The sequence below is a fragment of the Roseibium sediminicola genome, assembly GCF_023156505.1.
Taxonomy (GTDB): domain Bacteria; phylum Pseudomonadota; class Alphaproteobacteria; order Rhizobiales; family Stappiaceae; genus Roseibium; species Roseibium sediminicola.
Window position 1 is genome coordinate 455773 of the sequence record NZ_JALNMJ010000002.1, and the last position, 21069, is coordinate 476841.

General features: G+C 60.9%; 19 protein-coding genes and 1 tRNA gene. 9 read left to right on the forward strand and 11 right to left on the reverse strand.

Annotated elements, in window-relative coordinates:
* Positions 1–3: 3 nt before the first annotated feature.
* From M0H32_RS05105 to M0H32_RS05125, 5 genes are all read right to left on the reverse strand, one after another.
* Positions 4–1260, reverse strand: coding sequence for a cysteine desulfurase (locus tag M0H32_RS05105; RefSeq protein ID WP_248151569.1), 1257 nt, complete (start codon positions 1258–1260; stop codon positions 4–6).
* Between the two features lie 37 nt (positions 1261–1297).
* Positions 1298–2617, reverse strand: coding sequence for a Fe-S cluster assembly protein SufD (gene sufD / locus M0H32_RS05110; RefSeq protein WP_248151571.1), 1320 nt, complete (start codon positions 2615–2617; stop codon positions 1298–1300).
* Positions 2618–2631: 14 nt separating this feature from the next.
* Positions 2632–3387, reverse strand: coding sequence for a Fe-S cluster assembly ATPase SufC (gene sufC, locus M0H32_RS05115; protein ID WP_248151572.1), 756 nt, complete (start codon positions 3385–3387; stop codon positions 2632–2634).
* Between the two features lie 66 nt (positions 3388–3453).
* Complete coding sequence (gene sufB / locus M0H32_RS05120) at positions 3454–4926, reverse strand: Fe-S cluster assembly protein SufB (protein WP_248151574.1); 1473 nt, start codon at positions 4924–4926, stop codon at positions 3454–3456.
* A gap of 105 nt (positions 4927–5031) precedes the next feature.
* Positions 5032–6201, reverse strand: a complete 1170-nt coding sequence (locus M0H32_RS05125) for a cysteine desulfurase family protein (RefSeq protein ID WP_248151576.1) — start codon at positions 6199–6201, stop codon at positions 5032–5034.
* 296 nt (positions 6202–6497) lie between these two features.
* Here M0H32_RS05125 and M0H32_RS05130 point away from each other — a divergent pair, with 296 nt between their 5' ends.
* Together M0H32_RS05130 and M0H32_RS05135 are read left to right on the forward strand one after the other, a co-directional pair.
* A complete protein-coding gene (locus tag M0H32_RS05130) occupies positions 6498–7166 on the forward strand; it encodes an alpha/beta hydrolase (RefSeq protein WP_248151579.1) in 669 nt (222 codons plus the stop codon).
* 58 nt (positions 7167–7224) lie between these two features.
* Positions 7225–7707, forward strand: coding sequence for a GNAT family N-acetyltransferase (locus M0H32_RS05135; RefSeq protein WP_248151581.1), 483 nt, complete (start codon positions 7225–7227; stop codon positions 7705–7707).
* A gap of 15 nt (positions 7708–7722) precedes the next feature.
* Here M0H32_RS05135 and M0H32_RS05140 read toward each other — a convergent pair whose 3' ends face one another.
* Both M0H32_RS05140 and M0H32_RS05145 read right to left on the reverse strand, forming a co-directional pair.
* Positions 7723–8247, reverse strand: a complete 525-nt coding sequence (locus M0H32_RS05140) for a DUF2155 domain-containing protein (RefSeq protein ID WP_345779317.1) — start codon at positions 8245–8247, stop codon at positions 7723–7725.
* Between the two features lie 135 nt (positions 8248–8382).
* Positions 8383–11313 (reverse strand): valine--tRNA ligase, encoded by a 2931-nt coding sequence (locus M0H32_RS05145; protein WP_248151594.1) that lies wholly within the window; start codon positions 11311–11313, stop codon positions 8383–8385.
* A 169-nt stretch (positions 11314–11482) separates the two neighbouring features.
* Between M0H32_RS05145 and M0H32_RS05150 the strand changes: the two genes are divergently transcribed.
* The gene (locus M0H32_RS05150) at positions 11483–11911 is read left to right on the forward strand and encodes a DUF1284 domain-containing protein (protein WP_248151598.1); all 429 of its coding nucleotides are present in this window, start codon (positions 11483–11485) and stop codon (positions 11909–11911) included.
* 21 nt (positions 11912–11932) lie between these two features.
* Here M0H32_RS05150 and M0H32_RS05155 read toward each other — a convergent pair whose 3' ends face one another.
* The 3 genes from M0H32_RS05155 to M0H32_RS05165 all read right to left on the reverse strand — a co-directional run bounded on the left by M0H32_RS05155 (position 11933) and on the right by M0H32_RS05165 (position 15214).
* Positions 11933–12673, reverse strand: coding sequence for a PopZ family protein (locus M0H32_RS05155; RefSeq protein WP_248151600.1), 741 nt, complete (start codon positions 12671–12673; stop codon positions 11933–11935).
* Positions 12674–12958: 285 nt separating this feature from the next.
* On the reverse strand, positions 12959–14350 hold the full coding sequence (locus M0H32_RS05160) for a TolC family outer membrane protein (protein ID WP_345779316.1): 1392 nt from the start codon (positions 14348–14350) through the stop codon (positions 12959–12961).
* Between the two features lie 201 nt (positions 14351–14551).
* On the reverse strand, positions 14552–15214 hold the full coding sequence (locus M0H32_RS05165) for a protein-L-isoaspartate O-methyltransferase family protein (RefSeq protein WP_248151601.1): 663 nt from the start codon (positions 15212–15214) through the stop codon (positions 14552–14554).
* 248 nt (positions 15215–15462) lie between these two features.
* On the opposite strand from M0H32_RS05165, the gene M0H32_RS05170 reads away from it, so the two are divergent.
* The 3 genes from M0H32_RS05170 to M0H32_RS05180 all read left to right on the forward strand — a co-directional run bounded on the left by M0H32_RS05170 (position 15463) and on the right by M0H32_RS05180 (position 17275).
* Positions 15463–15536, forward strand: a tRNA-Cys gene (locus M0H32_RS05170).
* A 116-nt stretch (positions 15537–15652) separates the two neighbouring features.
* Positions 15653–16075 carry a hypothetical protein gene (locus M0H32_RS05175; protein ID WP_248151604.1) on the forward strand — a complete coding sequence of 141 codons (423 nt, stop codon included), beginning with the start codon at positions 15653–15655 and terminating at the stop codon, positions 16073–16075.
* 69 nt (positions 16076–16144) lie between these two features.
* Positions 16145–17275 (forward strand): carboxylate-amine ligase, encoded by a 1131-nt coding sequence (locus tag M0H32_RS05180; RefSeq protein ID WP_248151606.1) that lies wholly within the window; start codon positions 16145–16147, stop codon positions 17273–17275.
* A 17-nt stretch (positions 17276–17292) separates the two neighbouring features.
* Here the strand turns inward: M0H32_RS05180 and M0H32_RS05185 are convergent, their stop codons facing one another.
* Positions 17293–17544 (reverse strand): hypothetical protein, encoded by a 252-nt coding sequence (locus M0H32_RS05185; RefSeq protein ID WP_248151608.1) that lies wholly within the window; start codon positions 17542–17544, stop codon positions 17293–17295.
* A 207-nt stretch (positions 17545–17751) separates the two neighbouring features.
* Here M0H32_RS05185 and M0H32_RS05190 point away from each other — a divergent pair, with 207 nt between their 5' ends.
* The 3 genes from M0H32_RS05190 to cbiB all read left to right on the forward strand — a co-directional run bounded on the left by M0H32_RS05190 (position 17752) and on the right by cbiB (position 21045).
* A complete protein-coding gene (locus M0H32_RS05190; protein WP_248151610.1) occupies positions 17752–18606 on the forward strand; it encodes a hypothetical protein in 855 nt (284 codons plus the stop codon).
* 151 nt (positions 18607–18757) lie between these two features.
* On the forward strand, positions 18758–19792 hold the full coding sequence (gene cobD, locus M0H32_RS05195; RefSeq protein WP_248151612.1) for a threonine-phosphate decarboxylase CobD: 1035 nt from the start codon (positions 18758–18760) through the stop codon (positions 19790–19792).
* Positions 19793–20067: 275 nt separating this feature from the next.
* Positions 20068–21045 carry an adenosylcobinamide-phosphate synthase CbiB gene (gene cbiB, locus M0H32_RS05200; RefSeq protein ID WP_248151614.1) on the forward strand — a complete coding sequence of 326 codons (978 nt, stop codon included), beginning with the start codon at positions 20068–20070 and terminating at the stop codon, positions 21043–21045.
* The last annotated feature ends 24 nt before the right edge of the window (positions 21046–21069 follow it).

Consider the following 21069-nt stretch of genomic DNA (forward strand, 5'->3'; position numbering starts at 1 on the left):
TCCTTACCCGAAAAAGCTCTGTGCTTTCAACAGGGCTTCATAAAGAGCGTCCACCTCCGAACGCGTGTTGTAAAGCCCGAAACTTGCCCGACATGTAGAGGTCACGCCGTATCTTGCCAAGAGCGGCTGGGCACAATGCGTGCCTGCTCTGACCGCAACCCCCGCCCGGTCGATGATCGTCGCAACGTCATGGGCGTGCGCGCCTTCCAGTTCGAAGGAAACGATCGCCCCCTTGCCCGGCGCGTCGCCGAAGATGCGCAGCGAATTGATTTCGCGCAGCTTCTGATGGGCATAGTCCTTCAGCTCCGCCTCGTGGCGGGCAATGTTGTCCCTGCCGAGAGCATCCATGTAGTCAAGCGCCGCGCCAAGCCCGATAGCCTGCACGATCGGCGGTGTGCCCGCCTCGAAGCGATGCGGCGGATCATTGTAAGTGACGATATCCTCGGTGACATCGAGGATCATCTCGCCGCCGCCGTTGAACGGACGCAGCGCCTTCAGCCGCTCAGGCTTGCCCCAGAGCACGCCGATGCCCGACGGGCCATAGACCTTGTGGCCGGTGAAAACGTAATAGTCGCAATCGAGATCCTGGACATCCACCGGCAAATGGACTGCCGCCTGGCTGCCGTCGACCAACACCGGAATGCCGCGTTCATGGGCAATCCGGCAGACCTCCTTGATCGGCACGACCGTGCCGAGAACGTTGGACATATGTGTGATCGCGACCAGTCTGGTCTTGTCGGACAGCGCGTCGGCGAAGGCATCAAGATCGAAAGACCCGTCCTCGCGCACATAGACCCATTTCAGCGCGGCGCCGTGGCGCTCGCGGTGAAAGTGCCAGGGCACAATGTTGGAATGGTGCTCCATGATGGACAGAACGATCTCGCCGCCATCGGCGAAATAGTCGGGACCCAGGCCATAGGAGACCAGGTTGATCGCTTCCGTCGTCGATTTCGTGAAGACCACGTCATCGACCGACTTTGCGTTCAAGAAACGGCGCACCTTTTCGCGCGCGGCTTCATAATTGTCCGTCGCCGTGTTGGAGAGGAAATGCAGACCGCGATGCACGTTGGCATATTCTTCCGAATAGGCCTTGGTCACCGCGTCGATCACCGCCTGCGGTTTTTGCGCGGAGGCGCCATTGTCCAGATAGACCAGAGGCTTGCCGTAGACTTCCCGCGCCAGGATCGGAAAATCCTTGCGCACGGCCTCAACATCGTAACCGGCTGTGCCGGTGGACTGTTCAGCGGTGGCGACCGTCATGCGGCGCACTCCTCGTTTTAACGTCGTTCCGGGTGACTTAATGGCCGGCAAGCCAGTCGCGCACACGCGCTTCCAGGCCTTCGGTCACGTCATCCTCGCCATATTCCTCGATCGCTTCGGACAGGAAGGCCAGAACCAGCAGGGTCTTGGCTTCGTCTTCCGGAATGCCGCGGGCGCGCAGATAGAACAAGAGGTCCTCGTCGATCTGACCGCTGGTGGCACCATGGGCACACAGAACGTCGTCGGCGAAGATTTCCAGTTCCGGCTTGTTCGCCATCTCCGCGTCTTCGGACAGAAGCAGCGCCTGGGTCATCATCTCGCCGTCGGTCTTCTGGGCATGCGGCGCGACATTGATGCGGCCCTGATAGACCCCACGGGCACGGCCGTCGAGCACGGTCTTGAAGAATTCCCGGCTGTTGCAATGGGGCACGGCGTGATCGACGATCAACGTCTGGTCGGCCAGAGCCTCGCCGCCCGCCATGGTCACGCCATAGATCTTGGCTTCGGAATTTTCACCGGTGAAGTTGACGAATTGCTGGTTACGGGTGAACCGCGGACCGGCAATGAAGCCAAGCGACTTGAATTCGGTCTCGGCGCCAAGCGTGGCAATGGTGGTGAACAGACGCGGCGCGTCAGCAGCGCCGATCACCAACCGGGTCGTGGCCAGCGCGGCCTTGTCGCCCAGTTCACAGTCGAGAACCGTGTTGAGTTCGCCCTCGCCGGTGTCGCCGGCAAAAGTTTCCAGCAGACGCAGCTTCGCGCCTTCGCCGAGCGTGATCTTGTTCCTGGTCACCTGAGCGCCGGTCGAGGTTGCTACCTGGACAAGCTCGACAGGCTTGGACACTTCAGCGCCTGCCTTGACCGTGATCACAACACCGCCCTGGACGAATGCCGTGTTCAGAGCGACCACGCCGTCACTCAGGCCGGTCTTCGGCGATGCCAGCAGCTGGGCGCCACCCTCGCCTGCCAACGCATCGTTCAACGCCGTCAGCGTGACACCTTCAGAGGCGAGCGCATCCGTGTTGGAGAGGTCTGCCAGGAACGTTCCGTTGGCGACGACGATCCGGAACCGGTCGAGGTCGCCATAGCTGTCCTGGCCTTCCAGAAGCGCTTTCGCCGTGGCAGCGTCAGCCGCGGCCGCCAGCGGTGCGGCGGATTTCAGGAAGGCGCGCAGGTCGGAATATTTGTATTCCTCAACGCGCCGGTGCGGCAGGCCGCGGTCGCGGATCTGACCGAGCGCGGCTTCACGCAGGGCGGCGACCGCGACGGAGCCGGCCAGAGCGCCCTTGGCGCTGTCGAACCGGTCCAGCAGGTCGCTTTCCGCCTGGGTATGTTTGATGGGTACGCTTGCGTTCATGTCGCGGTGCTCCCTCAAGCGGCCGTGTCGATGTAGTCGGCGTAGCCGTTCTTTTCCAGCTCCAGCGCCAGGTCCTTGTCGCCGGTCTTGACGATGCGGCCCTTGGAGAGAACATGGACGACATCCGGCACGATGTGGTCGAGCAGGCGCTGGTAGTGGGTGATCACCACCATGGCCCGGTCCGGACCGCGCAGCTTGTTGACGCCTTCGGAGACGATGCGCAGCGCATCGATGTCGAGGCCGGAATCGGTCTCGTCGAGCACGCAGAGCTTCGGCTCGAGCAGCGACATCTGCAGGATTTCCGCGCGTTTCTTCTCGCCGCCGGAGAAACCGACATTGAGCGGACGCTTGAGCATGTCCATGGAAACGTTCAGGTGGCTGGCGGCTTCCTTGACGCGCTTCATGAAGTCCGGAATGGACAGCGTGTCCTCGCCGCGCGCCTTGCGCTGCGCGTTCATCGCCGTCTTCAGGAATTCCATGGTGGCGACACCCGGGATCTCGATCGGGTACTGGAAGGCCAGGAACATGCCGGCGGCGGCACGCTCGTCCGGTTCCATCTCCAGCATGTTCTCGCCGTTGAAGAGCACCTCGCCCTCGGTGACTTCATAGTCGTCCTTGCCCGCCAGAATGTAGGACAGGGTCGACTTTCCGGAGCCGTTCGGTCCCATGATCGCGTGCACTTCGCCGGCATTGACGGTCAGGTTGACGCCGCGCAGGATCTCGGTTTCGTCTTCCGCGATGCGGGCATGCAGGTTCTTGATCTCAAGCATTGAGACATTTCCTCGTAATTCGGCGGGCTTCGCAGCCCAAATCAAATTCAAACTGTTGGCGGGCCGTCAGCCCACGGATCCTTCCAGGCTGATCGAGATCAGCTTCTGGGCCTCGACGGCGAATTCCATCGGCAGCTGCTGGATGACGTCCTTGACAAAGCCGTTGACGATCAGCGCCACGGCTTCCTCCTCAGACAGGCCGCGCTGCAGGCAGTAGAACATCTGGTCGTCCGAGATCTTCGAGGTGGTTGCCTCGTGTTCGAACTGGGCCGAGGCGTTCTTGCTCTCGATATAGGGCACCGTATGCGCGCCGCACTCCTGGCCGATCAGCAGCGAGTCGCACTGGGTGAAGTTGCGCGCATTCGACGCCTTGCGGTGGGCGGAGATCAGGCCACGATAAGTGTTTTCCGACTTGCCTGCCGAAATGCCCTTGGAGATCACCCGGCTGGACGTGTTCTTGCCCAGATGGATCATCTTGGTACCGCTGTCGATCTGCTGGTGGCCGTTGGAAACGGCGATCGAATAGAACTCACCGCGGGAATTGTCGCCACGCAGGATGCAGGACGGGTATTTCCAGGTGATCGCGGAACCGGTCTCGACCTGGGTCCAGGAAATCTTGGAATTCTTGCCGCGGCAGTCGCCCCGCTTGGTGACGAAGTTGTAGATGCCGCCCTTGCCGTCCTTGTCGCCCGGGAACCAGTTCTGGACGGTGGAATACTTGATCTCGGCATCGTCCAGCGCGATCAGCTCGACCACAGCCGCATGGAGCTGGTTCTCGTCGCGCTGCGGCGCCGTGCAGCCTTCCAGATAGGAAACGTAGGAGCCCTTGTCAGCGATGATCAGCGTGCGTTCGAACTGGCCGGTGTTCTGCTCGTTGATGCGGAAATAGGTCGACAGTTCCATCGGGCAACGCACGCCTTCCGGAATGTAGACGAAGGACCCGTCGGAGAAGACTGCCGAATTGAGCGTGGCATAGTAATTGTCGGTTACCGGAACGACCGTGCCGAGAAATTTCTTCACCAGGTCCGGATATTCGCGCAGCGCCTCGGAAATGGAGCAGAAGATGACACCGGCCTTTTTCAGCTCTTCCTTGAAAGTGGTGACCACGGAAACGGAATCGAAGACGGCATCGACAGCAACCCGGTTCTTTGGTTCGACACCGGCCAGGATCTCCTGCTCAGCCAGCGGAATGCCGAGTTTCGCATAGGTTGCCAGCAGCTCCGGATCGACCTCATCGAGGCTCTTCGGGCCTTCGACGGATTTCGGCGAAGCCCAGTAATAGAGGTCGTCAAAATCGATCTTCGGGTAGGAGACACGCGCCCAGCTCGGCTCTTCCATCTGCTGGAAGCGACGCAGGGCGTCGAGGCGCCACTCGGTCATCCATTCCGGCTCGTTCTTCTTGGCCGACAGAAACCGCACCGTCTCCTCGGAAAGGCCCTTGGCACCTTTCTCGGATTCGATGTCCGTCACAAAGCCGTATTTATACTGGTCGACATCGATGGCTTTCACCGTATCGATGGTTTCCTGTACAGCTGGCATACCTTGCCTCCATTCAGCGGACCCTGTGCCCGCACTTCCTGTTCTTCTGCAGGGAGGATCCCCTCCTGCGTGTTTCTGGCGGACGCGCCGCCGAATTCCAAAAGGTCAAGCGGCCCGGTGGCGCGCTTCCGGATTGAGCCGGTCGACGATTTTTGGCCAAAGTTCCAAGAACCGCTCGATATCCTCTTTAGCCGTGTTCCAGCCCATGCTCACGCGCAGCGCGCACCGGGCGAGCGCTTCATCAACGCCCATGGCAGTCAGGACATGCGAGACGGACACCTTGCCGGACGAACAGGCCGATCCCGATGACACAGATACGCGTTCCAGGTCAAAAGCGATCAGCGCGGTTTCCGCGGGGATGCCGGGAACGGCAAAGCAGCTGGTATTGGCCAGACGGTCGGCGCCTTCGCCGTATATGACGGTCGCTGGGCAGAGGGCACGCAATCCGGCCTCAAGCCTGGCTTTCATCTCCGTGAGATGGCGCGTATCGCCGGCCTCTTCAAGTGCTTCCTCGGCCGCAACGCCGAAGCCGGCAATCGCCGCCACGTTTTCCGTTCCGCCCCGGCGCCAGTTTTCCTGGCCTCCGCCAATCATCAGCGGCGACGGAACCCGGGCCGTGGAGCGGACGACAACGGCGCCGATGCCTTGCGGACCGCCGAACTTATGCGCCGACAGGGTCAGCACGTCCGCCTGCCAGGTAACCGGGTCGATCGGCATCCGTCCGGCCGCCTGAACGGCATCGACATGAAAGAAATGGCCGTTTCTGGCGGCAATCTCGCCAATCTCCGCCAGGGGCTGGATCACACCGGTTTCATTGTTGGCAGCCATGACCGAAATCAGGCTCGGCTCCGCATCCTTGACTGTTTCTTCGAGGGTGCTGAGATCAACTCTTCCATTGTCATCGACCGGGATCACCACCTGATCGGCAACAGCGAAACGCCCGCCGATCATAACACTGGGATGTTCCACAGCGCTGCGGAACAATTTGTCGAGATAAACCGGCGCACCCTGGTCCTGCCAGGCTGGCGACAAGGCGGTCATGTTGGCTTCCGTACCGCCGGAGACAAAGGTCACTGCTCGCGTTCTGGCCTGGCAGAGCCGGGCGACCTGCTCACGCGCTGCCTCGATCCGCCCGCGGGCCTTGCGGCCGTGACCATGCACGGAAGAGGCATTGCCTGCATCGCCCAGGACCTCGATCATCATCTCGCGCACCGCCGGGCGCAGGGGCGCACCGGCGTTGTGATCGAGATAAATCGGGTCGGACTGTCGCGGCATGACACCTCGAGTGCGTGATTCAATTTTACCTTGAGCCGAAATTCCGCTTTTTTGTCAAACACATGTGCGAAAATCCTTGAATTTTTCCGCTGTGATGACGATAACACCCCCCAACCGGTCGAACCGAGCATCGCCAATTTTGGAAGGTGGTGCGAACTTTCGAATAATTCTAAACAGGGTTCTAGAAACTTGGAGCTTGAGAGTCAAGTTTAGACTTACGGGAAACCACGTAGCCAGTCCCCTATTCTCACGTGCCAGGTTCCCTGCGCGACAAAATGACAAGGACTTAGTTCTTCATGCCTGAGGTGATCTTCAACGGTCCCGCCGGCCGGCTCGAGGGCCGGTTCCATCCCGCAAGAAAACGGAATGCGCCCATCGCCCTGGTTTTGCATCTGCATCCGCAATTCGGCGGCACGATGAACAACCAGATCGTCTACCAGATGTACTACATGTTCGCCCGGCGCGGATTTGCGGTGCTCCGGTTCAATTTCCGCGGTGTCGGCCGTTCCCAGGGCACTTTCGACCATGGCCAGGGCGAACTTTCCGACGCGGCTGCGGCGCTCGACTGGGTGCAGACCGTGCACACCGACGCGCGCGCCTGCTGGATCGCCGGCTTCTCCTTCGGCGCCTGGATCGGCATGCAGCTTCTGATGCGCCGTCCGGAAGTGGAAGGGTTCATCTCGGTGGCTCCGCCCGCGAACCTGCACGACTTCTCGTTCCTGGCGCCCTGCCCGTCTTCCGGCCTGATCGTCCACGGCGACAACGACAAGGTCGTACCGCAGAAGGACGTGCAGACCCTGGTCGACAAACTCAAGACCCAGAAGGGCATCGTGATCGATCACGAAACCATCCCGGGCGCCAACCACTTCTTTGAAAACGATATGGACGACCTGATCGACCGCTGCGGCACCTATGTCGATGGCCGGCTCGGACTGACACCCGCCGATTACGTCGATATCGACTGACCGAAGCCTTTGGAGGAGCCCGCCGCACGGCGGGCTTTTCGTTTGTGGCCTACCTCACATGACCCAGCCAACAGACGACCTGATCATACGTGTCGCCGATGACGGCGATTTCGATGCTGTGCGGGCTCTATACAGGGACCTGGTGCCCAGCGACCTTCCCGCTCCCGAGGCTCTTCAGCGGCAAACATACAAGACCATGCTTGAACATCCGGGCCTCACCATCCTGCTCGCGGTCATAGACCGGCAGGCGGTGGCGTCCTGCACGCTTGTGGTCACTCCAAACCTCACAAGAGGGTGCGCGTCTTATGCCCTGATCGAGAACGTCGTCACCCAATCGAACTGGCGCGGCCGGGGTATCGGCCACCAGCTGATGCAGGCGGCGATCGACAGAGCCTTCGGTGACGGCTGTTTCAAGGTCATGCTGCTGTCCGGCTCGGGCAATGCCAGGGCGCACCGGTTTTACAAAACTCTCGGCTTTTCGACGACAAAAACAGGCTTTGAATTACGCGCTCCTGGCTACGCGCCAAGGCGCTTGATCTAGGCCGGCCGGCTGAAATCAGCCTTCGAACGGCTTAGGACGCGGCACGCCGGGACCGGAATCGACCCCGTCATCGGGACCTGCCAACGGGTCTTCGCCTTCCGCGACCACGCCCTTGATCGGCGGGCCGTCATAATCTTCCGGCGGCGGCACTTTCGAGGCGAGCTTGCAGTCGGTCAGCCAGATGTCATAGACGGGATGCTCGACCGCGTGCAGACCTGGACTGGCGGCATACATCCAGCCGGAAAAGATCCGGCGGACTTCGTTGTTCAGCGTGATCTCGTCGACCTGGACAAAGCCCGTCGTCAGAGGCGATTCTGTCTGCGGGCGGGTATGGCAGACACGCGGCGTCACCTGAAGCGCGCCGAACTGCACGGTTTCACCGATATAGACATCGAACGAAATGATCCGTCCGGTGATCTTGTCGAGACCGGAGAAGACCGCCACAGGGTTTTCGATTTTTTCCGCAGAGGCCAGCGACGGAACGGCCGCTGTCGCGGCAGCAAGACCGATTACCCGAAAGGCGCGTTTCGCCGCTTTCATCGTGTCAAACAAGTGAGCCATCAGCTTTGAATTGATTCCCTGGTGCCTAGCATACGTGCGTTCTTTTATGCGGCGCTAGCACCGAATTGCGGCCCGGAAAAGACAAAACCGCTTTCCCGGGCAGCGTTCACAAGTTTAGCCGATTTCGGCCAGACGCTTCTGCGCAATCTGGACCTTTTCCAGCTTTGCCTTGGCTTCGGCCACCTTTTCCCGCTCGCCATCGACGATCTCGTCCGGCGCCTTGTCCAGGAATTTCGGGTTGGACAGCTTTTTCTCGATCTTCGAGATTTCGCCGTCCAGTTTCCCGGCTTCCTTGGCAAGACGCTCGGTTTCGGCACTGAGATCGATGATGCCTGCGAGCGGCAGGCAAACCGTGGCTTCGCCGACAATGATCTGCGCCGAACCGGACGGCGCGGCCTCTGCGAGCTCAACCGTTTCCGCGCGGGCCAGCCGCAGGATGGCCGATTCATGGGTTTTCAGGCGGGCCTTGGTTTCGTCATTCGCACCGACAATGACAATGGCGACCTTGGTGCCGGCCGGAACGTTCATTTCGGCGCGGACAGAGCGGATTTCGGAAATCAGCGACACCAGCCAGTTGATCTCCGCCGCAGCAGCTTCATCCGAAACCTTCGCTTCCGGCCAACTGGCCAGCATCAGGAGACCGCCCGCCTTCGCGCCTTCGTCGCCGAGACGCTCCCAGAGCTCCTCGGTCAGGAACGGCATGATCGGATGCAGGACCTTCAGGATTTCGTCGACCGCCCAGGCTGCCGTCGCGCGGGTTTCTGTCTTTGCAGCCTCGTCATCGCCGTTGAAGATCGGCTTGGCGAGTTCCAGGTACCAGTCGCAGAACGTGTTCCAGGTAAAGCGGTAGGCCGCACCGGCCGCATCGTTGAAGCGGAATTCCTCGAGCGCCGTCGTCACATCCACGATGCAGCGGCCCATTTCCGTCGCGATCCATCGGTTCAATGTGTGCTGCGCGCTTGCCGGATCGAAACCGTCAATGCGGGCGCAGCCGTTCATTTCGATGAACTTGGCCGCGTTCCAGAGCTTGGTCGCAAAGCGCTGACCGCCCTCGGCCGCCTGGTCGGACATGCGCAGGGTTCTGCGGGACTGGACTTCCTGGCTGGCAAGCGCAAACCGGGTCGCGTCGGCGCCATAGCTATCGATCAGCTCCAGCGGGTCGAGAACGTTGCCGAGCGACTTCGACATCTTCTTCCCGTTTTTGTCGACCACGATCGAGTTGATATAGACCGTGTGGAACGGCACTTCCTTCATGAAGTGGATGCCCTGCATCATCATCCGGGCGACCCAGAAGAAGATGATGTCGAAGCCGGTGATCAGGACGTCTGTCTTGTAGTAGCGCTCCAGCTCCGGCGTCTGGTGCGGCCAGCCGAGGGTCGAGAACGGCCACAGGGCGGAAGAGAACCAGGTGTCGAGGACGTCGGGATCGCGCTCCAGCGCCTTGCCGCCGGCCTTCGCGACCGCTTCTTCCTCGGTCTGTGCGCAATATTCGTTGCCGTCCTCGTCATACCAGACCGGGATCTGGTGTCCCCACCAGAGCTGGCGCGAGATACACCAGGGCTGGATGTCGTTCAGCCAGTTGTAATAGGTCTTGTCCCAGTTTTCCGGAACGAACTTGGTATCACCGTCCTGGACGGCCTTCAGGGCCGGGCCCGCCAGCGTCTTGGCGTCGACGAACCACTGGTCCGTCATCATCGGTTCGATGACGACCTTGGAGCGGTCGCCAAAGGGCTGCATGATCTTCTTGGATTCGACCAGCGGCAACTCGGACGGCGCCTCGGTGCCCTCTTCGAGCGGACGGACGATCGCCTTGCCAAGCGGGTTCCATTCCGGCGCTTGCCCTTTCATCCAGGCGACGTCCGGATGGTCGGCGGCAACAGTGACCGCCAGGCCCTCGGCGGTGATCTGGTCGATGACGCGCTTGCGCGCCTCGAACCGGTCCAGACCGCGCAGGTCGTCCGGAACGATGTTGATCCGGTCGATCTCATTGACCGTCATCTCAGCGCCGTCGATGATCGCCTGCGCCTTGGCCGCTTCCACCGCATAGGCCTCTCCATCGGCGCGCATGGCGCCCCTGGTGTCCATCAGCCTGTACATCGGGATCTTATTGCGCTGCGCGACGCCGTAGTCGTTGAAGTCATGCGCGCCGGTGATCTTGACCGCGCCGGAACCGAAATCCGGATCCGGATACTCGTCCGTGATGATCGGGATCAGGCGGCGCTGGTCCTTCGGACCGACCGGGATCTCGCAGAGTTTGCCGACAATCGGCTTGTAGCGCTCGTCATCCGGGTGAACGGCAACGGCGCCGTCGCCCAGCATGGTTTCCGGACGCGTCGTGGCGATCGAGATATAGTCGCGGATCTCGCGCAGCGTGACGTTGCCGTCCTCGTCCTTCTCGACATATTCGTAGGTCGCGCCACCGGCCAGCGGGTATTTGAAGTGCCACATGTGGCCGTCGGATTCGATGTTCTCGACTTCGAGATCCGAAATGGCGGTTTCGAATTTCGGGTCCCAATTGACGAGCCGCTTGGACTTGTAGATCAGGCCTTCGTTGTAAAGGTCGACAAAGACCTTCAGCACCGCGTCCGACAGGTTCGGCGACATGGTGAATTCGGTCCGGCTCCAGTCGCAGGAGGCGCCCAGGCGCTTAAGCTGTCCGAGGATCGTGCCTTCCGACTTGCGCTTCTGTTCCCAGACCCGCTCGACAAAGGCCTCGCGGCCCATCTCGCGGCGGCCGGGCTGCTGGCTTTCCATCAGCTCGCGCTCGACGACCATCTGGGTCGCAATACCCGCGTGGTCGGTGCCCGGCTGCCAGAGAACGTCAAAGCCCTGCATGCGCTTCCAGCGGACCAGAATGTCCTGAAGCGTGTTGTTCAGCGCGTGGCCCATATGCAGCGAGCCCGTTACGTTCGGCGGCGGAATTACGATGGAATAGGCATCGGCACCCTCTTTGGCACCGGCTCCGGCCTTGAAGGCCTCCGCCTTTTCCCAGGTTTCGTAAATCCGCGGCTCAACGCTGGCCGCATCGTAGGTCTTTTCCAGCATCAGGGTCACTCAATGGGAGGAAGTTCAGTTAGCGTGAAGCACCGTGTAAATCGGAAGCGCTTGCGCAAGTCAACCGGCAAGAACGGCGAAATCGTGCCCTTTGCCGCGGCTGGTGCCGGGAAAACACAGCTCAATTGCGTCCCAGCCCGGATCTTGCCATAAGCGATCCATGACCGTTTCCATCCGAGCGCATCACCTGCTGTGCATTCTGACCTATCTCGGCAAGGGATATACACCAAGCTTTGTGGCCAATTACGACCGGATCATCAAACGGCTGAACGCCGGCGAAGACCTGTGGCTGATCGACGGACCGGACGAAATCTGCCAGCCGATGCTGAGCGAAGCCGGCTGCCATTGTCACAATGACAGTGTGCGCCAGCGTGATGCACAGGCCGCGGAGGCGATCGGAGCAGCCCTTGGAAAACTTCTTGCCTCCGGCGGCGCGTTGAGGCTGGACAGGGACAGCGTCATGCGGCTCAGGCAGGCCTTTACCAGCGGCGAAATCCAGACCGCCTGTGCCGGCTGCGAATGGCAGGACATGTGTTCCCGCATCGCCAAAAACAAGTTCAGGGGATGCCATCTGGCCCCCCCTGCTTAAAATCCATGACTTACATTTTGATTAGCGGCGGCGAATGACCCGCTGCACCTCGCGCTTGACCATTTCCTCCACCATCGGCGGCAGATTTTTGTCCAGCCACGCTTTCAGCATCGGCCGAAGCATGTCCTTCACCAGTTCTTCCACAGTTTGTGCCTGGGAACCGATGAACATGTCGGTGAAATTGTCGAGCGCCGCATGCACAGCCTGACCGGTTTCCGGCGACGTCAGCGGTGTTTCGGCGGTCATCTCGGGAAGATCGTCGGGAATCGGCATCGCCGCCACGACGGGCTCCGGTTCGAACACCGGCGCGGGATCGGGCTCCGGTGCAGGCGGCTCGGAGAAAGAAATGTCTCCGGCATCGCCTTCCAGATCGTCGGCCATGCCCTCGACCATATCCATGGCGTCTTCCGGAACAGCCAGTTCCTCGGTCAGCTCCAGAACATCATCGGCGTCATCGGTTTCATCCGCTTCGGCATCCGCCGCCATGGCTGCGGCCATATCATCGGCGCCGTCGTCTTCTTCCGCTGCTGTGTCCTCGTCGTCGCCGGCCATATCGAACAGCTTGTCGAGATCGTCCTGGGACATTTCGGAGGCATCGCCCATGTCGTCCGTGGCCTCTGCTTCTGCTGGTGTGTCTACTGTCTCGCCCGCGCTGGCGTCTCCCGCGTCGGCTCCCTGGGAGTCCTCATCGGATATGATTCGGCGGATCGATGCGAGGATTTCCTCCATCGACGGCTCATCAGCCTTTTTCGCCTGTGCCATGACTTCCCCCGTACTGATCGGCTACGCAAAGGAACACTCAGTTCGCCCTGAACGATTCGTTAACCGAAATTATGCGGGTCCGTAAGTTGCGCGCAAAGCAAGCGCGCTCTTTACCAACGTCTTTTCCCCTCTTAAGTCGGAAAATGACGCCCTGATGTGGAATTTGTCCGGCCATTTGCAGCCCAAACGGGCACTTATGCGTCGGTAACCGGGCTCAAAAAGCAAAAGCGGCCGAGCCGTTTATCTGCTCAGCCGCAATCGTGTCGACAAATAGTTACCGATTTCTTACCGACCGTCCGGCGTACGCAGACCGATCCATTTGTCGCGGACGGCCTTGTAATGCTGCTTCGGCTGGTAGCGGACCACGTTCAGACCGAGGGAGTCCGCATCAAGGCGGCCGACGGCTGCGACTAGCTGATAGCCGCCGACAATGCGATTGCGCTGCGCGGTCACGAGACTGGATTGCTGGCTGACCAGCTCCCGCTGCGCGTCAAGCACGTCCAGCGTGGTGCGCTGGCCGACGCGCTGTTCTTCGATCACGCCTTCCAGAGCCAGCTTCTGGGCCTCGACCGCAGCCTGCGCCGCGACGATGGACGCTTCCGCTGCCTGATAGTTGCCCCAGGCCGAGATCACATTGGCACGGATCTGGTCGCGTGTGACATCCAGCTGCAGACGCGTCTGGCCGAGTTCTTCCTTGGCCTGACGAACACGGGAGGACACACCGCCGCCCTGATAAAGCGGAATGCTGACATTGCCGAAGATCTGGGCATTATCGCTGTAATCCGTCAGCGCGGACGGATTCCAGGAGCGGGAAATGCTGCCATCGAGCGTTACCGTCGGCAGCAGCTCACCCTCGATCGCCTTGATGTTGAAAAGCGCCGCATCGACCAGATGCTGGGCCTGACGGATCAGCGGCTGATGGGACTCGCTCTGTTGCAGGGCCTCGTCGAGCGACTTCGGCACATAACGGCTGATGGTGGTGTCCGCGGACAGGCTGCGCGCCTCGATACCGATAATCTGACGATAGATGGCGCGGCTGGTGTTCAGGTTCGCCAGCGCCGTGTTCAGGCTGGCACGGGCTTCGGCGGCGCGCGCCTCTGCCTGGCTCACATCCGTGCGCGTACCCTCACCCACATCGAACCGGTCCCGTGCGGCGCGGACCTGCTCCTGAAGGAAGGCCAGATCGCTGCGCTGCAGCGACACAAGTGCCGTGTCCCGGATCACATCGACATAGGCCGTGGACGCATCGAGAAGTGTGTCCTGCTCGGTCGACATCAGGCTTTCGCGCTGCGCCCGGACGACGGCCTCGGCCTGACGGGTGGAATTGATGGTGCGGAAACCGCGGAACAGCGTCTGGCTGACGGTCAGCGAAATCGACGCGTTGTTGCGGTAGTCGATCACCGAATCCGATCCGGTCGCGAGGCGGCCGGCAGATGCCGAAGCAGACACGGTCGGGCGCCAGCCGGACAGTGCCTGCGGCACGTTCTCGTCAACCCCGCGCAGCTGGGCGCGCGCGGCATTCAAGGTCGGGTTGTTGGCATAGGCGAGCGCCAGAGATTCCCGGATGGTTTCGGCATGAGCGGATGAGACGAAGGTCCCGGTCAACGTACCGGCGGAGACGCTCCCCATAAGGACCACCGCAACGGCCACTGCTTTCAGCGTTGAACGACCAGACACTCCACACTCCTTCGGGCCAACCTACTCGACAATGTTGAGTAAACTGACCGGTTTTTTTGATCAACTGTTTGAAGTCAATAAAAGCTGAATTTCTGCGAGTGCGGCTAAATGGCAACAAGTTGTCCGTGCGGCACCCTCGCCTTATGCAAAAGGGCCCACCGTTGCCGGCGAGCCCTTGTCGAATTTCTTTGAAAGCGCCGCTTAGAAAACGAACGCTTCTTCCTTGGCAAAGCCAGGGAGCAGGGCCACCGAGGCGTTGAAACCAAAGCGGCCGCTGACGGCATCACCGGACTTCTGATAAAGCTTCGCAACGCCGGCACCGCCCTGGCCTTCTATGACGGCAAGCCTGCCATCCGGTTTCACCTGTTTGAGCAGCGCGTCCGGCAGGACTTCCACCGCGCCATCGACCAGAACGATGTCATAAGGGCCTTCCGAGGCATATCCCTCGGCCAGCGGGCCTTCAACAACAACCGCGTTTTCGATGCCGAGATCGACCAGCACGTCCGTCGCGGCTTTGGCCAGATCCGCGTTCTCTTCCAGCGCCACCACCGATGCCGCCAGTTTCGACACCACTGCGGCGCTGTATCCGGTGCCGGCACCGACGATGAGGACAATGTCCTCCTCCCGGATTTCCGCCAGCTGAACGAGCTTGCCGAAGATGTGCGGTTTCATCAGCATGCGGCCGGTTTCGGAGGAACCGACCGGCAGGTCTTCGTCGATATAGGCCACGGCCCGTTTCGAAGCCGGCACAAAGCGCTCCCGGGGGACCAGTTCCATGGCGTCCAGAATGCGGTGGTCTGTCACATCGTTGGTACGCAGCTGGTTGTCCACCATCTTGCGGCGGGACTGGTTAAAGTCCGTCATATCGGCCCTCACTTTGACTTGCCGGCTGACCGGCGCCTCTTGGCTCCGTTCATTAGCGACAGCGAGCCGCCGTGACAAGTATCGCATAAACGGATCTTTCGGCCACCACACGAAATCCGCGATTTTTTGCCTCGCCTTCCCTTGTAAAGCCAATTCGAAAGCGGAGACGGTGGAAAAATTCCGCAGGCCGCATTCAGGACTTGACCAAACCGCGCAAGTGATTGATAAGGCGCGGCACACCACCTTGGGGCCCTGTGGCGGAGTGGTGACGCAGCGGATTGCAAATCCGTGTACACCGGTTCGATTCCGGTCGGGGCCTCCAAAACACTTTTCCGGACAATCTGTTCTCTCTGCACCAGAGCGCATGCTGTGGCCGCTACCTCTTTCCGCTGCGGCATGCTAGCGTCTGCGGATTGCCGTCTGTTCCGGGGAAAGATCATGAAAGCACCTGGTGGAACCGCACCCGCTGTCAAAAAGCCCGTCACCACGTCGACCATGAAACGGGTCGGCCCGCCGCGTCCGCGCAAGGTACCGCAGCTGGTCGCGCCGAGCAGCAACACCGAGGCCCTGATCGAGACCCTGCGCGAACGGGTCAACGACCTGGAAGCCCGGATCGCGGATCTGGAAAGCGTGATTTCCCTGCAGAACCAGGATGTCATCATCAGCGCGCCCAAGAGTGTCCTGATCCAGGGCCAGGACACGGTCGAAGTCTCGGCGGGCAGCAAGGTGATCGTCTCGGCCTCACTCAGCGAGACCAACGCTGCGGTCGCCAGGTTCTCCGGCATCGTGGAATGCGATGTCCTGAAGGCCAACACCGTGATCTCTGCCTCCTACACGCCGGGCGCCGGCAATATCTGGTAGGCAGCAAACCGAAAGATCCGCATTTATCCTGCCTTGACGCCTCATGTCAGATTTTCGGATGCTGCGGGAATGAAAGAGCCCAGTTTCAGCATTGGCGTCGAGGAGGAATACCTGCTCGTCGACAAAACCAGCCGCATGCTGGCGAGTTCACCGCCGGCAGAGCTGTTCAAGGCCTGTGAAAGCGCCCTGGAGGGCCGGGTCAGCCCGGAGTTCCTGCGCTGCCAGATCGAGGTCGGCACACCAGTTTGCATGACGCTGGCAGAAGTCCGCGCCGAACTCGGATATTTTCGCAAGACCATTGCCCAGGAAGCCGCTGCCCATAATCTCGCGCCGCTGGCGGCCTCGACCCATCCCTTTGCCGAATGGACCGACCAGCCGCACACCGACAAGGAGCGCTACAACGAGATCGCCCGCTCGATGCAGGTGGTCGCCAAAAGGATGCTGATCTGCGGCATGCATGTCCATATCGGCATCGAGGACGAGGAGCTCAGAATCGAACTCTTCAACCAGCTGGCCTATTTCCTGCCGCATCTGCTGGCGCTCTCGACCTCGTCGCCGTTCTGGCGCGGCCGCAAATCCGGGCTGAAATCCTATCGGCTCGCCATTTTCAACGAATTGCCGCGCACGGGCCTGCCGCCCAGTTTCGACAGTTTTTACGAATACAGGCATACCGTCGACATCCTGGCCCATGCCGGCGTCATCGAGGATGCCACCAAGATCTGGTGGGACCTGCGCCCCTCGGACAGGTTTCCGACCCTGGAAATGCGGATCACCGATGTCTGCCCGCGCCTCGACGATGCGGTTGCGATCGCAGCCCTGTTCCGGTGTCTTTGCCGGATGCTTTACCGGCTGAGGTGCAAGAACCAGGGCTGGCGGCAATATTCACGGTTCCTGCTGGCCGAAAACCGTTGGCAGGCGCAGCGGCACGGCACATCAGCCCATCTCATCGACTTCGGCCGCAACGAGCCCGCGCCGTTCCAGGACCTGGTCGAGGAACTCATCGAACTGGTGGAACCGGATGCCCGGCATTTCGGCTGCGAGGACGACATCATCCACCTGCGCGAGATCGCCTCCCGCGGTACGTCGGCCGACAAACAACTGGCGCTGGCCGGCGACATTGCGGAAGACAGTCACTTGCCCGACGATACTCTCGCAGCGATTGTCGATCATCTGATCGAGGAAACCCTGGCGGATCTCTGAATTCAGGCACGTGCAACCTATTTCGAAGAACGGAGTTGCCTTGCCGGCGTTCCATGCGGCCGGGAATGGAAATAGTTTTCCGCGCCTGTCAGCACGAAGGCGAATTCGTCGATTTCCGCGATCACGGCCGTGGCTGACCGGGCCAGGCCCGATTTCGGCCGCAGGCCGCGCTGGGCATCGACCAGGGCGTGCCGCGCCAGCGACAACCGTTCCAGCAGTGTCTCGTGATCGAGATCAGGGCTCTGCGGTTTGCGTCTTCTGTCGGTCACGGGAGCACTCCAAAAACTGCATGTTCTTTATTTGTTCTTTTAATACTCCTTCCCGACCTGTCAATATCCGCCGGGTTGCCAATGTCAGAACAACCCGTGCCGGTTATCAAACCACCTATTGCGGCGAGTCTCTGCGATCAATATAACGTTGCGTAAACCTGCTTGCACCACCATGGCCCTTCTTCAGAACACTGGGAGGCAAATGCCATGCGCAAGATCTCAGCGGCCCTTTTCGCCGCCACCCTTTTTGTCACTCCGGCCCAGGCGGTCGAATTCCTTGTCGGCGTCGAACGAGGCGATACCGGTCAGAGCGACTACGAAGTCGGGCTCATCAAGCTGGCCCTGGAAAAGGCCGGGGGCGGCCACACGATGAAGATCGCCGACACTGGCGACACTAACCAGAGCCGTATGCTCGAAATGCTCTCCACAGGAGACGCGGATTTCCATGTCACATTCTCCGGCATCGACCAGGAGCGCTTCGACAAACTGGCCACCGTGCCGGTCCCGATGCAGCGCGGCCTGCTTGGTCACCGCATCCTGATCGTCAGTGAGGACAGCAAGGATGCGGTCGGGGCGGTCAAGACGATGGACGACCTGCAACAGATCTCCATCGGCTCAGGAACCGGCTGGCCGGACACGGAGATCCTCGAAAAGGCGGGTTTCAAGGTCGAGTCATCCAAATACGAGAACCTTTTCAAGATGGTCGATGGCGGCCGAATCCAGGGTTACGCGCGCGGCGTTGCAGAACCCTATTCGGAAGTCGAGGCGCGCCAGGGTGAGATGAAAAACCTCACCATCGATGAGCATGTCATGATCGTCTATCCGTTCGACATGTTCCTGTTTCTCAACAAGGGCGACACGGAACGCTATGACATATTGCTGACCGGACTGAAAAACGCTTACGAGGACGGCAGTTTCCTGGACTACTTCGAAAACCATCCACGCATCAAGAAGGTGTTCGAACAGGCAAAGATCGACGATCGGCTGCGTTTTGAAATCGACAATCCGCTGCTGCCTGGCGAAATTGCCGCAATCCCGGACCAGTATTGGCACGGCCGCTGATCCGGCAATTCCCAATCGACATTTAGCCCTGCACCACCAAGATGCAGGGCTTTTTCGTCCCTGGCCTTCAAAGCGGCGGACTTGCGGCAGGACATGTCGCGTTCCGTCTGTACTTGTCTGTTGTCCTGCGGCTACAAAGCCCTTGTGATTCATGCATGTAGCAAAGAAGGACGAGGCAGGCCCGATGGAACACGGTGGTGATCTGAGTGTTGCAGTCGAACGCTTTGGCGGTACGCCCGAAGATTGGCTCGACCTGTCGACCGGCATCAATCCCTATAGCTATCCCCTTCCCGCCGGCCTCACGGACGCCGCTTGGACCGCCCTGCCCGCCAAGGCCGCGCAGGAACGCCTGATCGCAGCCGCACGCCTGGCCTACAGGGTTCCGGATGCTCTCGGTCTGGTGGCCGCGCCGGGCACCCAGATCCTGCTCTCGCTGCTGCCGCATCTGCTTCCTGACGGCCCCGTTGCCATCGCCTCACCGACCTATTCGAGCCACAGAAAGGTCTGGGCCCGGGAGGGCCGCGACCCCGTCGAGCTCTCCAGCATCTACGCCTTGCCAGCCGACGCCCGTATCGTGATCCTGGTCAATCCGAACAATCCGGACGGTCAGCTGGTCGACGTCAAGAGCCTTTTGGAAATTGCCCGCACCCTGACGGAACGCGGCGGCTATCTGGTCCTGGACGAAGCCTTTGCCGATGTCATACCCGGCGCCAGCATTCTGCCGCATCTGGCCGATGAGAATGTTCTTGTGCTGCGCTCTTTCGGCAAGTTCTTCGGACTGGCGGGCCTGCGGCTCGGTTTTCTGGCCGGACCAAAAGCCATGACGGCTCGCCTCTCCGCCGTTCTGGAAAGCTGGTGTCTCAGCGGACCGGCGCTGGAGATCGGCACGGCGGCGCTGCGCGACGAAGCCTGGCAGTCGGCCATGAACCGTCAGCTTGTCGATGAGATGGCGGATCTGACCCTGGCGCTCTCCCAGCATGGCCTCGGCGTTTTCGGCGGCACGCCGCTTTTTGCGCTGGCCGGTCTCAGGAATGCCAAGGGCCTGCACGAGGCGCTTGCCCGCCGACGGATCTGGACCCGTGTCTTCGACTATGCCCCGACCTGGATGCGCCTTGGCCTTCCCGGTGGCGCCGACAAGCTGGAACGCCTGTCCGAAGCCCTTGCGGAAGCGCAAAAGGAGCTCTAACCAGCTTAGGGTCAGGACCCATTCATTTGAGTGAAATGGTAGGGATGAATTTGTTCGGATACGAGGCGCAAAGCTGCAGGAAACCGTCCGGTTTCCAAAGATTTGCAACGACGTTGCCGGGCAAATTCACCCTATCCCGGAGGGACGCAAAAACGGCTTTGATTTGCTGCGTCAAACCGCTCAACCGGGCAGGAAGCCCGCTTTTCGCGCTTTTCCTTGCAACTCGTTGCCGTTTGTTGCGCCAATTCGATCAAATTAATGAGCCCTGACCCTAGATGATCCTCTACGACCATGCGCTCTGGCTGCTGCTCGCGGCCCTCATTGTCGACGCCCTGATCGGCGACCCTGACTGGCTGTGGCACCGCCTGCCGCATCCTGTTGTGTGGATCGGCAAGCTGATTGCACTGTTCGACCGGCTCTTCAACAAGACCGACTATGCCCCGGGCACACGCAAACTCGGCGGGGTTCTGACGCTGCTCGCCCTCGTTCTCGGCGCTGCCGGCATCGGCGCGGGGATAGAAGCGCTGGCCGACAAGCTTCCGTATGGCAAAATCCTCATCGTTTTGATCGCCGCCGTTTTCCTGGCCCAGAACAGCCTATACCGGCATGTGGCCGCCGTTCGCGACGGCTTGCTGAAGGATGGACTGGAGGGCGGCCGCAAGGCGGTCTCGATGATTGTCGGACGGGACCCGAAACAGCTCGACGAAGCGGGTGTCTCCCGGGCCGCGATTGAATCCTGCGCCGAAAACTATTCCGACGGCATCGTCGCGCCGCTGGTCTGGTTCGCGCTCCTCGGCCTGCCAGGCCTGATCGCCTACAAGGCAGTCAACACGGCCGACAGCATGATCGGCCACAAGAACGAGGTCTATGCCGATTTCGGCTGGGCCTCGGCCCGGTTTGACGACCTCATCAACCTGCCCGCCTCGCGCCTGGCAGGCCTCCTGATCGCTCTCAGTGCACCACTGGCGGGCGGCTCTCCCCGCAAGAGCATCGCTTGCGTTTTGGACGATGCCCGCAAGCACCGCTCGCCCAATGCCGGCTGGCCGGAAGCCGCCATGGCCGGTGCGCTCGGCCTCGCCCTCGCCGGCCCGCGCATTTATCCGGGCTACACGGTCAACGACCGGTACCTGAATGCGAAGGGGCGGAAAGATGCAAAGGCGGAAGACATCGCCAGGGCGCTCAGGGTGTTGATAGGGTGCTACGCGTTGCAGGTCGTCGTCGTGACGGCGCTGGCGGCATTTGGCACGGCCTGAATCAGACACATCAACTAGAACCGG